This is a genomic window from Caulobacter sp. GW821-FHT09B11, from assembly GCF_059418205.1.
Genome location: NZ_JBWKPK010000037.1, coordinates 30,408 through 45,394, shown reverse-complemented (window position 1 = coordinate 45,394; position 14,987 = coordinate 30,408). Strand labels below are relative to the sequence as shown.

Annotated in this window: 11 protein-coding genes; 5 read left to right on the top strand and 6 right to left on the bottom strand. The window is 70.9% G+C overall.

Annotated features, from left to right (window positions below; all coding sequences use genetic code 11):
• Window positions 1-126: 126 nt before the first annotated feature.
• The 4 genes from AC07N1_RS22180 to AC07N1_RS22165 form a co-directional block, all read right to left on the bottom strand.
• Entirely contained in the window at window positions 127-1,083 is a 957-nt protein-coding gene (locus AC07N1_RS22180) for a FecR family protein (RefSeq protein ID WP_494673755.1), read from the bottom strand.
• Complete coding sequence (locus AC07N1_RS22175) at window positions 1,080-1,673, bottom strand: RNA polymerase sigma factor (protein ID WP_494673754.1); 594 nt, start codon at window positions 1,671-1,673, stop codon at window positions 1,080-1,082. The genes AC07N1_RS22180 and AC07N1_RS22175 overlap by 4 nt, the downstream gene beginning before the upstream one ends.
• Before the next feature lie 210 nt (window positions 1,674-1,883).
• On the bottom strand, window positions 1,884-3,332 hold the full coding sequence (locus AC07N1_RS22170; RefSeq protein WP_494673753.1) for a UdgX family uracil-DNA binding protein: 1,449 nt from the start codon (window positions 3,330-3,332) through the stop codon (window positions 1,884-1,886).
• Window positions 3,332-4,552, bottom strand: coding sequence for a putative DNA modification/repair radical SAM protein (locus tag AC07N1_RS22165; protein WP_494673752.1), 1,221 nt, complete (start codon window positions 4,550-4,552; stop codon window positions 3,332-3,334). The genes AC07N1_RS22170 and AC07N1_RS22165 overlap by 1 nt, the downstream gene beginning before the upstream one ends.
• Window positions 4,553-4,670: 118 nt before the next feature.
• Between AC07N1_RS22165 and AC07N1_RS22160 the strand changes: the two genes are divergently transcribed.
• A complete protein-coding gene (locus tag AC07N1_RS22160; protein WP_494673751.1) occupies window positions 4,671-4,961 on the top strand; it encodes a hypothetical protein in 291 nt (96 codons plus the stop codon).
• Window positions 4,962-5,142: 181 nt separating this feature from the next.
• Here the strand turns inward: AC07N1_RS22160 and pdeM are convergent, their stop codons facing one another.
• Entirely contained in the window at window positions 5,143-5,850 is a 708-nt protein-coding gene (gene pdeM / locus AC07N1_RS22155; protein ID WP_494673750.1) for a ligase-associated DNA damage response endonuclease PdeM, read from the bottom strand.
• Window positions 5,850-8,546: a DEAD/DEAH box helicase gene (locus tag AC07N1_RS22150; protein WP_494673749.1), complete on the bottom strand. Its 2,697-nt coding sequence runs from the start codon at window positions 8,544-8,546 to the stop codon at window positions 5,850-5,852. Before AC07N1_RS22150 ends, pdeM begins: the two co-directional genes overlap by 1 nt.
• A gap of 187 nt (window positions 8,547-8,733) precedes the next feature.
• Here AC07N1_RS22150 and AC07N1_RS22145 point away from each other — a divergent pair, with 187 nt between their 5' ends.
• From AC07N1_RS22145 to AC07N1_RS22130, 4 genes are all read left to right on the top strand, one after another.
• A complete protein-coding gene (locus tag AC07N1_RS22145) occupies window positions 8,734-10,404 on the top strand; it encodes a M28 family metallopeptidase (RefSeq protein WP_494673748.1) in 1,671 nt (556 codons plus the stop codon).
• A 128-nt stretch (window positions 10,405-10,532) separates the two neighbouring features.
• Entirely contained in the window at window positions 10,533-11,468 is a 936-nt protein-coding gene (locus AC07N1_RS22140) for a DUF808 domain-containing protein (protein ID WP_494673747.1), read from the top strand.
• Window positions 11,469-11,483: 15 nt separating this feature from the next.
• Window positions 11,484-12,863: a DUF6880 family protein gene (locus AC07N1_RS22135; RefSeq protein WP_494673746.1), complete on the top strand. Its 1,380-nt coding sequence runs from the start codon at window positions 11,484-11,486 to the stop codon at window positions 12,861-12,863.
• A gap of 110 nt (window positions 12,864-12,973) precedes the next feature.
• Window positions 12,974-14,938 (top strand): putative bifunctional diguanylate cyclase/phosphodiesterase, encoded by a 1,965-nt coding sequence (locus tag AC07N1_RS22130; protein WP_494673745.1) that lies wholly within the window; start codon window positions 12,974-12,976, stop codon window positions 14,936-14,938.
• Window positions 14,939-14,987 lie beyond the last annotated feature (49 nt).

The following is a 14,987-nucleotide window of genomic DNA, read 5'->3' as shown; positions in this document are numbered from 1 at the left end:
GCGAGGGAGGCGGAGTTTTGTTGCTGGTGGCGGGTTGGAGGGGGCATGGGCGGCCCGCGTCGCGGAAGCTGAAAACGGCCCCCCACCGGCCTTCGGGCCGCCTCCCCCAGAGGGGGAGGACCTTGCTTAGCCCTTGCGGGCCAGGCGGATCACGCCGTCTTCGCCTTCGCTGGCCCGGACCGGGAAGGCGCTGGTGACGGCGGTGACGAAGGCCTGGGGTTCGGTGCTCTGGAAGTAGCCGGCCAGGCGCAGGTCGGCGATCGACGGGTCGGCGATGCGGACCTTCTGGCGGTTGTAGCGGTTGAACTCGGCCACGGCCTGGCTCAGCGACTGGCCGTTCAGCGCGATGGCGCCCTGGCGCCAGGCGAGCGCCCGGTCGATCTCGGCGTCCGACAGCGGCTGGGCGTGGCCGCCGTGCGGGCCGTAGACCATGGCCGTGCCGGCGGCGATCCTGACCTCGCGGGCCGGACCCTTGCCGTCGGGCTCGATCTCGGCGGCGCCGCGACGGACGGTGACGGCGGCGTTCTCGGCGCCCAGGCGGACGGAAAGCTCGCCGCCGCCGGTCTCGATGCGGGCGTCGCGGGCCTTGACCACGAAGGGGCGCGCGTCGGGAGCGGCCTCGAACAGGGCCTCGCCCTTGACCAGCTTCACCTCGCGCACGCCGCCCCGGTAGCGGACGACGACCTTGCTGTCGGTGTTGAGCTCGATGCGGCTGTTGTCGGCCAGCACGACGACGCGGCGCTCGCCGATGTCGGTGGCGTAGGCGGTCGAGGCGGTGGCGCTGAGCACCCCGGCCCCGAGGACGCCGGCGATGGCGGCGGCCGCGGCCATCATCGTCCAGGGCGAGCGGCGGTCGAAGGCGCGGCGGGCCTCTTCCTGGGCGAACAGGTCGGGGTCGGCCTCGGCCAGGGCCGGCTTGAACACGCGCAGGCGATCGGCCCGTTCCCAGGCGGCGTGCTCGCGCTCGAAGGCGGCCTCGTGCTCGAAGCTTTCGGCGCGCCAGGCCTCGAAGGCGGCGTGCTCGGCCGGCGCGCAGGCGGGATCGGACAGCCGCACCACCCATTGGGCGGCGGCCGCTCTCACCGCTTCGCGTCGTGATCCCGCTTCCCGACCCATGAACGCCCTTCGTCGATACGCACTGGCTGGGTGGCGCCCGGGCGGCCCAGCTTTTCGGAACAGTAGCGAAGCCCCTTGATCAGGTGCTTCTCGACAGTCGAGACGGACAGGCCCATGCGAACCGCTATCTCGCCCGGCGACAGGCTATAGACTTTCCTGAGGGTGAACACACGCCGGCATTGTGTCGGCAGCTCCGCGATCGCCTCGCGCAGCTGGCGCAGCTCGTCGCGGGCGACCAGCGTGGCCTCGGGGCCGGGGGTCTCGTCCATGCCGCCGACCTGCTCGAAATCGGCGACGGCGGTGATGGTCAGGACCTTGCGGCGGCGCAGGCCGTCGAAGGCGATGTTGCGCACGGTGCGCGAGGCGAAGGCCGCCGGGTTGCTGATCTCGCGCCAGGTCTTGCAGGCGATCACGCGGGCGAAGGCGTCGTGGACCAGATCTTCCGGATCGGCCTCGCCGTCGCGGCAGAACTTGCGGGCATAGGCCAGAAGCCGCGGTTCCAGGGGCAGGATCTCCCTGCGGAACCAGGCTCGGCGCTGTTCGTCTTCTGGTGTCATCGCCCTCGTTCCCCGGCCGGGAACCAACCCCGGCGACGCCGTCGTGGCAAGAGGCGAGCGGACGCCCCGACGGCGGAGAGGGCTTATGCGCCGTGTTTCCGCGGGTAACATTGCGAGGTGGGGCAAGGACTTGCGCGCAGCAGGGCGACGCCGAAAGATTCAGCAGATTTTTTGCGTGACCTGTCCGTCAGGCGGGCGCTCGCGCCTCCTTCAGTCGAGCAGTCCGGCAAGCTCGCCCGCAAGGCGCAGATCTTCGACGAATTCGACCCGGGCGCGTTCGCGGGCTTGCGCGTCCGGCAGGCGCAGCAGGAACGACGGGTGGTAGGTCAGAACGGCCTGGCCCTGGCCATGGCTCTGGTCTGGCAATTGCAGCGCCTTGCCGCGATTGGCGCCGATGGGCGTGGCCTTGCCCATCACCGCGTGCGCCGCCGTCGCGCCCAGGGCGACGATGACCCGAGGCCGCACCAGCCGCCGCTCGGCGTCCAGCCACCAGCGGCAGGCCTGCGCCTCGCCGCGATCGGGGGTCTTGTGGATGCGCCGCTTGCCGCGCGGCTCGTGCTTGAAGTGCTTCACGGCGTTGGTGACGTAGGTGCGGTCGCGGGGCACGCCGGCCTGCGCCAGGGCCTCGTCGAACACCTGGCCGGCGGGGCCGACGAAGGGCAGGCCGGCCAGATCCTCCTGGTCGCCGGGCTGCTCGCCGACGAACATCAGGCGGGCGTTGGCGGCGCCTTGCCCGGGCACGCCTTGCGTCGCGTCGCGCCAGAGGTCGCAGCGGCGGCACAGCAGCACGCCGGCGGCCACGGCGTCGAGGCTGGTCGGGACGTCGCCGTTGTACGAGCCGTCGCGGGCCTGGCGCATGGCCGCCTTCAGCACGCGGTCGGGAGCGGGGGAGGGCGTGGCGGCGACCATGGCGGCGGCGCGTTCCTGGGCGGTTTCGATCAGCTGCGGAATGAGCCGCGCCTCGGGGAGGTTGCGCCAATACCGCTTGGGCATCTCCTGGCGCATCATCTTCTCGTTCAGCCGCGCCGGGTTGAAGATCGAGGCGTAATAGGTGCGCCAGAGTTCTTCCTGCGCATCCTCCGCCGGCGCGTCGGCGGGATCGGCGCCGTCGGAGACCCGCAAGGTCTGCCCGTCCCAGGCCACGCAGGCGTCGGGCGTGAGGATGGTCCAGGTCATGGTGGTGAAGCGGCGGGCGAAGAACGGGGCGGCGGCCTCGGTGACGCGGTGGGCCGGCTCGAACCAGGCGGCGTAGGTTTCGGGGTCGGTCTGCACCAGCCGGAAGCGCACGAAGGCGTGCATCTTGTGGATCGCCCGCGACACCGCCTTTTCCATGTCGCGGGCCTTGGCGACGTCGGGGTCGGCCGGGTTGTCGATCAGGCGCGGCTCGCGTTCCAGCCGCCACAGCAGGCGATAGAGCAGGGCGAAGCGCTCGCCGGAGCGGTGCAGGACGACGGATCGGGCCAGCTCGACGAAGGCGGGCGGGACGCTGAAGGCGCCGGTGGTCGGTCTGGCGGTCGGCGTTGCGGGGGCGGCTTCGAAGAGGTCGCGCTCCACCGTCCAGATCACCGCCTCGGGCGCGACGCCCTCGGCCCGCAACGCCCGCGCGGCCGCTCGCCAGCCGTCGAAGTCGATCTCGGAGGCCAGCCGCACTACGCGCATCAGAAGAGGCTCAGCTGAGCCGGCTCGACCAGGCGGGCCTTAAGGTGCTCGCCGTCGGTCGCCATGCCGGGCGTCCAGCCCTCGGCGACGACGAAGGCCTTGGCCCGCTTGACCACGGCGCCGACCCGCTTGAGGTCGTCGATCGTAAGCCGCGCCTGCCGCCGGGCCGCAAGGATGCGATCGACGGCCTTGGCGCCCAGGCCCGGCACGCGCAGCAGGGTCTCGCGGTCGGCGGCGTTGACGTCGACGGGGAACTTCTCCCGATGACGCAGCGCCCAGCCGGTCTTGGGATCGACGGAGAGGTCGAGGTCCTCGCCGGCGCCGATGATCTCCGGCTGCTCGAAGCCGTAGAACCGCATCAGCCAGTCGGCCTGGTACAGGCGATGCTCGCGCAGCAGGGGCGGGCGGCTGGACGGCAGGCGGTGGCTGGAATCCGGGATCGGGCTGAAGGCCGAGTAGTAGACGCGGCTGAGGCGATAGGCGCCGTAGAGCGAGGCGCTGCGGGCCAGGATGTCGCCGTCCTTGGCCGCATCGGCGCCGACGATCAGCTGTGTGGACTGGCTGCGGGCGAAGGTCTTGCGCGGCGCCGTGCGGGCGGGCTCGGCGCACTCGTCGATGGCCAGGCGCATGCGGCCCATGGCCCGCTTGATGTCGCCGACGTCCTTCTCGGGGGCGAGGGACTTCAGGCTTTCGTCCTGGGGCAGCTCGATGTTGATCGACACCCGGTCCGCATAGAGCCCAGCCTGCGCGGCCAGTTCGGGCGAGGCCTCGGGGATGAGCTTGAGGTGGATGTAGCCGCGGAAGTCGTGGTCCAGCCGCAGCGCCCTGGCGATACGGACCATCTCCTCCATCGTGTAGTCGCCGTTGCGAATGACGCCCGACGACAGGAACAGCCCCTCGATATAGTTGCGCTTGTAGAAGTTGAGGGTGAGGTCGACGACTTCCTTCACGCTGAACCGCGCCCGGGGCGTGTTCGACGACACCCGGTTGATGCAGTAGGCGCAGTCGTAGATGCAGAAGTTGGTCAGCAGGATCTTCAAGAGGCTGATGCAGCGCCCGTCCGGAGCGTAGGCGTGGCAGATGCCCATGCCTTCGGTGGAGCCCACGCCCTTGCCGCCGACGGATTCGCGCTTCTCCCCGCCCGATGAGGCGCAGGAGGCGTCGTACTTGGCGGCGTCGGCGAGGATGGAGAGCTTGCGGCGGATATCGAGAACGGCCATCGCTTACCGTATCGTTCTCCATATGTTCCGTCCAGCGGCGTGATGTCGCGCGTCATGTCGCCTGTCGCGGAACAACCGTCGGTCCCACGCGATCCCCTTTCAGCAAAAGGAGCCTTTCATGGCGCGCCGCAAAGACGACTGGCCTTCGACGATGTTTGATGCGTGGGCGCTGGGGATGGAGGCCTCGGCCGTCATCGGCCTGCGGACCATGGTCCTGGCCGGCGGCGGGGCGAAGGCCCAGACCGAGGCGATCCGCATGACCACCGAGAAGATGGCGGCGGCGGCCGACGTCGGGCTGAAGTTCTGGACCGGTGGTTTGCCCCAGGCCCCGGACGCGGCGACGCGGGCGGTGATCCGGGACTACCGGACCAAGGTGCGCGCCAACCGTCGGCGGCTGGCGAAGGGGTAGGGCGCCGCCTCTTCAGGTCGTCATCCCGGCCGGAGCGAAGCGCAGAGCCGGGACCCAGGAGACTGGGCTGGGCGGCGGCTTCATCCTTCAGCGGTCGCAGGCGAATTGCGGCGGCCCTGGGTCCCGGATAAGCCCTGCGGGCTTTCCGGGATGACGAGCGTAGGGAGGCTTGGACCCTGACCTAGTCCGGCCGCAGCGAGCGCGGCCCCACCGCGTGCACGCGCTTGCCGCCTAGCGCCCCCGCCAGTGGGGGAGCGGCGAACAGGTTGGAGAAGGCCTGGTCGAGGATGTTGAGGCCCCCGGTATAGGCCCCGAAGGCCGGCAGGATCAGGCGCTGGCCGTCGGTGACGAAGCAGCGCTTGCGCACGCTGCCGCGACCGCTGGAGACGCGGGCGGCGGGATGCAGGTGGCCGGCGACCTCGCCGGGCTGGACGCCGGGCTCGGGCTCGTGGCGCAGGATCAGGCCGCCGATGGAAAGCTCGTCGATCACCTGGCCGGGCAGGGCGCGGGGACCGTCGGCGTCGTGGTTGCCCACCGCCCAGATCAGGTCTCGGCCGATGGAGAGGGCGCGCAGGCGCTCGGCGTCGTCGGCGGCCAGGCGATCTTCGGCCGCGCCGTCGTGGAAGCTGTCGCCGAGGAAGATCAAGGTCGCCGGCGTCAGGGCCGCGACTTCGGCTTCGAGGCGGGTCAGGGTCTCGCGGGTGTCGTAGGGCGGCAGCATCTGTCCGAAGCGCGCGGCGTAGGACGAGCCCTTCTCGAAGTGCAGGTCGGCGACCACCAGGGCGCGCTCGGCCTCCAGCCACAGGGCGCCGGAGCCGCGCAGCAGCACGAGCCGCTCGGCTACGAGGACGGCCAGGCCGCCGCAGTCGCTGAGCTGGAACTTCGTCATCAGGAAAGGGCCTCCGCGATCAGGTCTTCCTCCGCCTCGGCCAGGATCATGTCGCTGGCCGCGTCGCCGGGCGCGCGCTCGCGGCCGATCTCCAGCATGATCGGCACGGCGAAGGGCGAAACCTTGTCCAGCGCCGCATGGCGGATGCGGCCCCTGATGCGGGCCAGTAGATCGCCCAGCCGCGCCACGTCCAGCTGACCGGTCGCCGCATCCGAGCGGGCGCAGCGCAGCAGCAGGTGGTCGGGCTGGTGCTTGCGCAGCACGTCGTAGATCAGGTCGGTCGAGAAGGTGACCTGGCGGCCCGACTTCTCCTCGCCGGGATAGCGCCGCTCGATCAGGCCGCCGACCAGGGCGCAGGCCTTGAAGGCGCGCTTCATCAGGAAGCTCTCGTTCAGCCAGTCCTCAAGGTCGTCGCCCAGCATGTCCTGGTCGAAGAGGTCGGAGAGGTCCAGCTCGTCCATCGGCCGCAGCGACCAGATGTTGAGGGCGTAGTCGTTGCAGACGAAGCCCAGCGGCCCGACGCCCAGGCGGTCCAGCCGGCGGGTCAGCAGCATGGCGAGCGTCGTATGCGCCAGCCGCCCCTCGAAGGGGTACATGACCATGTGGAAGCGCTTCCCGCGCGGGAAGGTCTCCAGCAGCATCTCGTCCTCGTCGGGGATCAGCGAGCGGGCCTTCTGGTAGGCCATCCACTCCTGCACGTCCGGGGGCAGGGCCAGCCACTCGGCCTCGTCGTGCATCATCTTGCGCACGCGGCCGGCCAGATAGGTCGAGAGCGGGAACTTCGAGCCGCCCCAACTGGGCATCTTCGGATCCTTGTCGGGCGCGGGGGTGACGAAGGCGTCGGCGCCCACGAGGCTGTTGAACCGCCAGACCTGGCCGGCGAAGATGAAGGTGTCGCCCGGGGTCAGCTGCTCGAAATAGCCTTCCTCGGCCTCGCCGATCTTGCGGCCGCCCATGGGCCTGCGACCGCCGCCGATGCGCACGTTGACGACCGCCGGCGAGACGATCGCGCCGACGTTCATGCGGTGGCGCTGGACGACCTGGGCGTTGCGGGCCTTCCAGAAGCCGTCGGCGTCTTCCACGATCCGGCGGAAGCGGTCGTAGGTCTTGAGCGCATAGCCGCCGGTCGAGACGAAATCGACGACGGTCTCGAAGTCTTCCCACGACAGGTCGGCATAGGGGCCGGCGGTGCGGACCTCGTCATAGAGGTCGAGCAGCCTGAAGGGCTCGGAGCAGGCGCAGCCCATGACGTGCTGGGCCAGGACGTCGAGGGCGCCGACGCGGGCGGGCTCGCCGTCGAGGTGGTTTTCCAGGATGGCGTCGGCGGCGGCGCGGCATTCCAGCATCTCGAAGCGGCTGGCGGGCACGAACAGGGCGCGGCTGGGCTCGTCCAGGCGATGGTTGGCGCGGCCGATCCTCTGGACCATCCGCGAGGCCCCCTTGGGCGCGGCCAGCTGGATGACGAGGTCGACGTCGCCCCAGTCGATGCCCATGTCGAGGGTCGAGGTGCAGACGACGGCCCGCAGCTCGCCCCGGGCCATGGCGGCCTCGACCTTGCGCCGCTGCTCGGCCGACAGGCTGCCGTGGTGCAGGGCGATCGGCAGGCCTTCGTCGTTGAGCTTCCACAGTTCCTGGAAGGCGAACTCGGCCTGGAAGCGGGTGTTGACGAAAACCAGGGCCGTGCGGCTGGCGGCGATGATCGCATAGACCTCGGCCATGGCGTGCTGGGCGGTGTGGCCGGCCCACGGCACGCGGCCGTCGGAGACGAGGACCTCGACGACCGGCTGGGCACCGCCGGAGCCGAGGACGAGGTCGACGGAGGAGGAAACCTCCCCCCGTGGGGGAGGCGATCGCGAAGCGATCGGAGGGGGGAGGTCGTCCGGCGTTTCGGAAGCTGAAACCGCCCCCCCGCCGGCGCGATGCGCCGCCTCCCCCATGGGGGGAGGTTCTTTCGCGTCATCGATCCCCCCCCCTTGGGGGAGGTGGCCCGGAGGGCCGGAGGGGGACGGCCGCAGGCCGGCGCTGACCCCCTCCGTCGGCTTCGCCGCCAACTCCCCCAAAGGGGGAGGATCTTGGTTTCTACCCAGCCACCGGCGCACCAGGTCGGGATCGTCCACCGTCGCCGACAGGCCCACCCGGCGCATGCGGGGCGCGAACTGCTGGAGGCGAGCGATATCCAGCGCGAGCAGGTCGCCGCGCTTGGACGGCCACATGGCGTGGGCTTCGTCGATGATGACGCACGACAGGTCGGCGAAGTATTCGCGCGCGCCTTCCCAGGCGCAGAACAGGGCGAGCTGTTCGGGCGTGGTCAGCAGGATGTCGGGCGGGCGGATGCGCTGGCGGGCCTTGCGGCTTTCGCCGGTGTCGCCGGTGCGGCTCTCGGCGACGATGGACAGGCCCATCTCGCGGATGGGAGTCATCAGGTTGCGCTCGACGTCGACGGCCAGAGCCTTGAGTGGCGAGATGTAGAGGGTGTGGATGCCGGCCGGCGTGTTGCGGGGCGCCCGTTCGGCCAGTTCGATCAGGCTGGGCAGGAAGCCCGCCAGGGTCTTGCCGCCGCCGGTCGGGGCGATCAGCAGGGCGTCGCGGCCGGCCTTGGCCTTCTCGATCATCGCCAGCTGGTGGGCGCGCGGCGCCCAGCCGCGGGCGGCGAACCACTCGGAAAAGCGCGGGGGAAGCAGGTCGGCCGGAACCATCGACGGGGCTATAGCATGTTCCTGTTCTGTTTCTGGCGGGGAATCGACATTGCCAGCGCGCGACAGCCGAAAATGGTAGCCGGTTTCGGCGCCCGTCGCGCGCCAAGCGTAGACAGAACAGCGTGCGAAGTTTGCCCTCGCGAGCCAAGCTTCCTAGGGTCGGCCCCGAAAGTTTTCGGAGTTCGCCATGTCCCGCGCCGCCCTTCTGCTGACCGCCGCCCTGGCTCTGCCGGGTATCGCCTTGGCCCAGAGCGTCGACAGCGGCCCGATCGATCCGGCCAGGCTGTCGGAGATCACCCGCGTGCTGGCGTCGGACGAATTCCAGGGCCGCGCTCCGGGCGGTCCGGCCGAGCAGAAGACCACCGACTACATCGCCGCCCAGTTCAAGGCCCTGGGCCTGGAGCCGGCCGGGGACGCTGGCAGCTACACCCAGAAGGTGCCGCTGGTGCACACCCGCATCGACGGGCCGATCGCCATGAGCTTCGCCACCGCCGGCGGCGTCGTGCCCCTGGCCCAGGGCGAGCAGGCGCAGGTCATGACCCTGCTGCCGGTCGACGCCGTGGCGATCAAGGATGCCCCGCTGGTCTTCGTCGGCTACGGCGTTTCGGCACCGGAGCGCGGCTGGGACGACTTCAAGGGCGCGGACCTGAAGGGCAAGATCGCCGTCTTCCTGATCAGCGATCCCGACCTGGAAGCGGCCGAGGGCGAGCCTGCCTACGGCAAGTTCGGCGGCAAGGCGGCCACCTATTACGCCCGCTGGACCTACAAGTACGAAGAGGCCGTGCGGCGCGGGGCGGTGGGGGCCCTGATCGTCCACGAGACCCTCGGGGCCGGCTACGGCTGGAGCACGGTGAAGGCCTCGAACGGCGAGGGCTACGACATCGTCCGCCCGAACCCGGCCAAGGAAAAGCTGCAGCTGCAGGGCTGGATCCAGCGTGACGTGGCCGTCGATCTCTTCAAGCGCTCGGGCCTGGACTTCGAGACCCTGAAGACGGCCGCCCGCGATCCGTCGTTCAAGCCGACAGCGCTTAAGGGCGCGAGCTTCTCGGCCGCCTACAAGGTGGCCCACGAGGCGATGGTCAGCCACAACGTGGTCGCCAGGCTGCCGGGGACGACCCACGCCGACGAGAGCCTGATGTACGCCGCCCACTGGGACGCCTATGGCGTCGGCGCGCCGGATGCGCAGGGCAAGACGATCCGGGCCGGCGCGGCCGACGACGCCATCGGCGTGGCCGGGGTGATCGAGGTCGCGCGGGCCTTCAAGCAGGGGCCGGCGCCGCAGCGCTCGATCCTGTTCGCCGCCTGGACCGGCGAGGAGCGGGGCCTGCTGGGCTCGGAATACTACGCCGTGAAGGCGGGCGACGCGGCGCTGGGCAAGATGGCCGCCAACTACACGCTCGACGTGCTCCAGACCGCCGGTCCGGCTAAGGACATCGTGCTGGTCGGGGCCGGACAGAACGAGCTGGAGCAGGGCCTGGCCAAGGCCGCGGCCGCGCAGGGGCGCACCGTGACGCCGGACGCCAAGCCCGAGCGGGCGCTGTTCTACCGCGCCGATCACTTCTCGCTGGCCAAGCGCGGGGTGCCGGTGCTGCTGGTGATGGGCTTAGGGGGAGGGGCGGACCTGCTGAACGGCGGCCGCGCGGCCGGCGACGCCTGGGTCGCCGACTACACCAGCCGCTGCTACCACCAGCCCTGCGACGCCTGGAGCGCCGCCTGGGACCTGCGCGGCGCGGCCCAGGACGTGGCCCTGGTCTACGAGGCCGGCAAGGCGATCGCCAATTCGCGCACCTGGCCCGACTGGAACGCCGGCTCGGAGTTCAAGCCGGTGCGCGCGGCCAGCGCCGCCGCGCGAAAATAACGAGCGCGGGGCCGTCGGCGTCGCGCGCCGCCGTCGTCGGCCCCTTTACCCGGAACAGGCGAGCCCTTAGGCAGGACGCGCATCGAGCCGCGTGGGGCGGCCGAATCCGCATCTGACAAGGTTTCTTCATGCCCTCGGGTCTTGTCGCGCTCCTGGATGACGTCGCCGGCATCGCCAAGATCGCCGCCGCCTCGATCGACGACGTCGGGGCCGCCGCCGGTAAGGCGGGGACCAAGGCCGTGGGCGTGGTGGTCGACGACGCGGCCGTGACCCCGGGCTACGCCATGGGCTTCACGCCCGACCGCGAACTGCCGATCGTGGCCAAGATCGCCGTCGGCTCGCTGCGCAACAAGCTGCTCTTCCTGCTGCCGGGCGCGCTGCTGCTCAGCGCCTTCGCGCCTTGGCTGGTGACGCCGATCCTGATGCTGGGCGGCGCCTATCTGGCCTTCGAGGCCACAGAGAAGATCCTCGAGATCTTCGTCCAACACGACGAGGCCGTGGAGACCGAGGAGCTGGCGCTCAGCGGTCCGGAGCTGGAGAAGGAAAAGGTCGGCGGGGCCATCCGCACCGACCTTATCCTGTCGGCCGAGATCATGGCCATCGCCCTGGCCGACGTGTCGGATCAGTCGATCCCCGTGCAGGCAGCCGCCCTGGCGGTGGTCGGTGTGGTGATCACCATCCTGGTCTACGGCGTGGTCGGCCTGATCGTGAAGATGGACGACATCGGCCTGCACATGGCCAAGAGCCCGCGCGCCCCGACCCGCAAGTTCGGCCGCGGCCTGGTCAAGGCCATGCCGGTGGTGATGAGCAGCCTGGGCTATATCGGCACGGCGGCCATGCTGTGGGTCGGCGGCGGCATCATCGTTCACGGCCTGCACCATTTCCACCTGACGCCCATCCCCGGCTGGGTCGAGGGTCTCCAGCACTGGGCCGGCCTGGTTCCGGTCATTGGTCCGGTGACCGGCTGGCTGGCCATGGCGCTGGCTTCGGCGGTGGTCGGCCTGGTGATCGGCGGCGTCATCGCCGGCGTGATGCACGTCATTCCGCGCAAGAAGGCGCACTAGGTCGGGGAGCGCGGATTGGCCGAACCCAAGCCGAAAGCCGTCAAGAAGGCCGCGCCGCGCAAGTCGGTGAACGCCGCCAACCTGGCGCACCTGGGCCCCGAGGCTCTGGCCGAGCTGCTGATGGAGGTGGCCGATGGCCACGCGGCCATCAAGCGCCGGCTGAAGCTGGCCCTGCTGGGCGAGGTGGGGGCGGCCGACCTGGCCGCCGAGATCGACAAGCGCATCGACGCCATCGCCGACAGCCGCGCGCGCATCAACTGGCGCAAGTTCAAGGAGTTCGTCCGCGATCTGGACGCCCATCGGGCCTCGGCGGCGGGGCGGCTGGGCGAGCTCGACGCCAACCTCGCCGTGCCGGTGCTGGTGCGGCTGGTGCGGGTGTCGGAAGACCTGGAAGGCCGGATCAAGGACCCCAAGGGCGAGCTGGCGGCGGTGTTCGACCAGGCGGTCGCGGACGTCGCGGCCCTGTCGCCCAAGGCCCTGACACTGGACAGCCGCTCGCTGGCCGACGCCCTGCTGGCCTTCGTCGAGGGGGCGTCGACCAAGCTGTCGGTCGACCTGCTGCGCGCCGCCGCCCCGGCCCTGGCCGGCGACGCCGTGGCCGTGCTGCGGGGCAAGGTGCGCGAGCGCCTGGCCGCCCAGCGCCGTCCCGACCCGCGCCTGCGCGCCGCCGCCCAGGTGCTGGCCGACCTGGAAGGCGACGTCGAGGGCTTCGCCGACCTGTTCACGGCCTCGCAACTGGTGCTGCCGCCGATCGGCGCCCAGCTCGCTCGCCGCTACCTGGCCGTCGGCCGCGTCGCCGACGCCCTGGCGGCGCTGGACGTCTCGGCGCCCGGTCCAGGGATCGTCGAGCAGGCCGATGTCGGCGCCGTGGCCTGGAACGAGGCCCGCATCGCCGCCCTGGAAGCGGCCGGCGAGCCGCTGGAGGCCCAGGCCGTGCGCTGGTCGAGCTTCAAGGCCACCCTGTCGGTCGAGATGCTGCGGGCCTTCCTCAAGGGGCTGCCGGACTTCGAGGACGTCGAGGCCGAGGACCAGGCCCTGGACTACGCCCAGGCCTATCCCGACCCCTACAAGGCGCTGGCCTTCCTGACCGCCTGGCCGTCGGCGGCCGGGGCGGCGCGGCTGGTCCTGGAGCGCGGCCCGGCGCTGCACGGCGACCGGCCGGAGGTGCTGGAGCCGGCCGTGCGCCTGCTGGAGCATCGCCATCCGCTGCCCGCCACCGTGCTGCTGCGGGCCATGGTCGACGACGTGGTGCGCTACGGCCGCGCCGACCGCTACGCCGACGCGGCCCGCTGGGTGCTGGAGGCCGAGTCCCTGGCGCCGGGCCTGCCGGACGATATGGCCATCGACGACCATCCGACCTGGGCGCGGCGGGTTGCGGGCTATCGCCGGCTGTAGGGCCTGGACGCCGCTGCGGCTTAGCGACGCGGTCTGTCGCAAGCCTCTGATAAGCAAGCCTTAAACCTGATGGGCGCAGAGGTGGCGGTTCTCGTCCCGCAGCCGCCGCGATGTTCCGATTGCCCTGGTTCCGCCCCGTACCCTCGACCCCTGAACTGATGAAGGCGCAGGTGCGCGCCTTCTCCAGGCAGGTGCCGATGATGTACGCGCTGGTGCTGGTCAACACGATCGCCCTGTCGGCGACCCACCTTCGCGACGCGCCGCTGCTGCTGACCCTGGGCTTTCCCGGCCTGCTGACCGTGGCCAGCCTGGTCCGGCTGGTGACCTGGTGGCGGGCCCGCCGGACCGCCATCGACCAGGTCTCGGCCAAGCGCCTGCTGCGCCAGACCCTGGTCTTCGCCGGGCTGCTGGGCCTGGGCTTCACCCTGTGGTCGTTCAGCCTGTTCCCGTACGGCGACGCCTTCGCCAAGGCGCACGTGGTGTTCTACATGGCCATCACGGCCATCGGCTGCGTGTTCTGCCTGATGCACATGCGGGCGGCGGCCTTCCTGCTGACCGGCATCGTCGTCGGGCCGATCACCGTCTTCCTGCTGGCCAGCGGCAATCCGGTGCTGACCGCCATCGGCTTCAACATGGCCCTGGTGGCGGTGGCCATGCTGGTCATCCTGCTGATCTCGTACCGCGACTTCTCCAACCTGGTCGAAAGCCAGCGCGGCCTCGAGGAGCGGCAGGCCGAGATCCAGAGCCTCAGCGACGACTATCTGCGCCTGGCCAACATGGACGGCCTGACGGGCCTGCCCAATCGCCGACAGTTCTTCTCGCGCCTGCAACGGGTGACCGACGAGGCCGCCGCCCAGGGCCGCCGCTTCGCCGTCGGCGTGATCGACCTGGACGGCTTCAAGCCGGTCAACGACGCCTACGGCCATGCGGTCGGGGATCGGGTGCTGGTCGAGGCGGGCGAGCGCCTGGCCCGCGACCACGGCCAGCCGCTGTTCGTGGCCCGGCTGGGCGGCGACGAATACGGCCTGATCATCGAGGCCGACCTCGATCCCGAAGCCCTGCAACGCCTGGGCGCGGACCTGTGCGCGGCCCTGCGCGAGCCCTACTGTTTCCCGGGCGTCACGGCCCAGGTCTCCGGCTCGGTGGGCTTCGCGGTCTATCCGCAGGCGGCTAGCGCCCCCAACCTGCTCTACGAGCGCGCCGACTACGCCCTCTATCACGCCAAGCAGAACATCCGGGGCGCTGCGGTGGTGTTCTCGGTCGACCACGAGACGGCGATCAAGACCGCTGGCCTGATCGAGCAGGCCCTGCGCCACGCCGACATGGACGCCGAGTTTCGCCTGGCCTTCCAGCCGCTGGTCGACATCAAGGACGAGCGCACCATCGGCTTCGAGGCCCTGGCGCGCTGGACCAGCCCGACGCTTGGCGCCGTCTCGCCGGGCGACTTCGTGCCGGTGGCCGAGCGCTCGGGCCTGATCGCCCGCATGTCGCCGGTGCTGCTGGGCTGGGCGCTGGACGCGGCGAGAACCTGGCCCGAGGACATCCGGCTGTCGTTCAACCTGTCGGTCCGCGACATCGCCTCCCCCGAGCAGATCGCCCGCATCATCGAGATCATCCAGGCCAGCGGCGTCGACCCCGGCCGCATCGACCTGGAGGTCACCGAAACCGCCGTCATGCGCGACTTCGACCAGGCCGCCCGCTCGCTGGCGGCGCTGAAGGCGCTGGGCGTGCGCATCGCGCTCGACGACTTCGGGGCCGGCTATTCCAGCCTCAGCTACGTGCACCGCCTGCCGATCGACAAGCTGAAGATCGACGGCAGCTTCATGCGCGGCCTGGAGGCGGCCGACAAGCGCCGGGCCATCGTCAAGACCATCCTCGACCTCTGCCGCAACCTCGGCCTCGACTGCGTGGTCGAAGGCGTCGAGGCCCCCGAGCAGCTGGTGCTGCTCCAGCCCCTGGGCTGCCGCGTGGTGCAGGGCTTTCTGTTCGCGCGGCCTATGCCGGGCGAGGCGGTGGCGGGCTATCTGGCGGCGGAGCGGGATGCTCCGGCTGACGAGATGCGGTCGGTGGGGTAGGGGGCAAAGATCCTCCCCCTCTGGGGGAGGTGGCCCGGAGGCCGGAGGG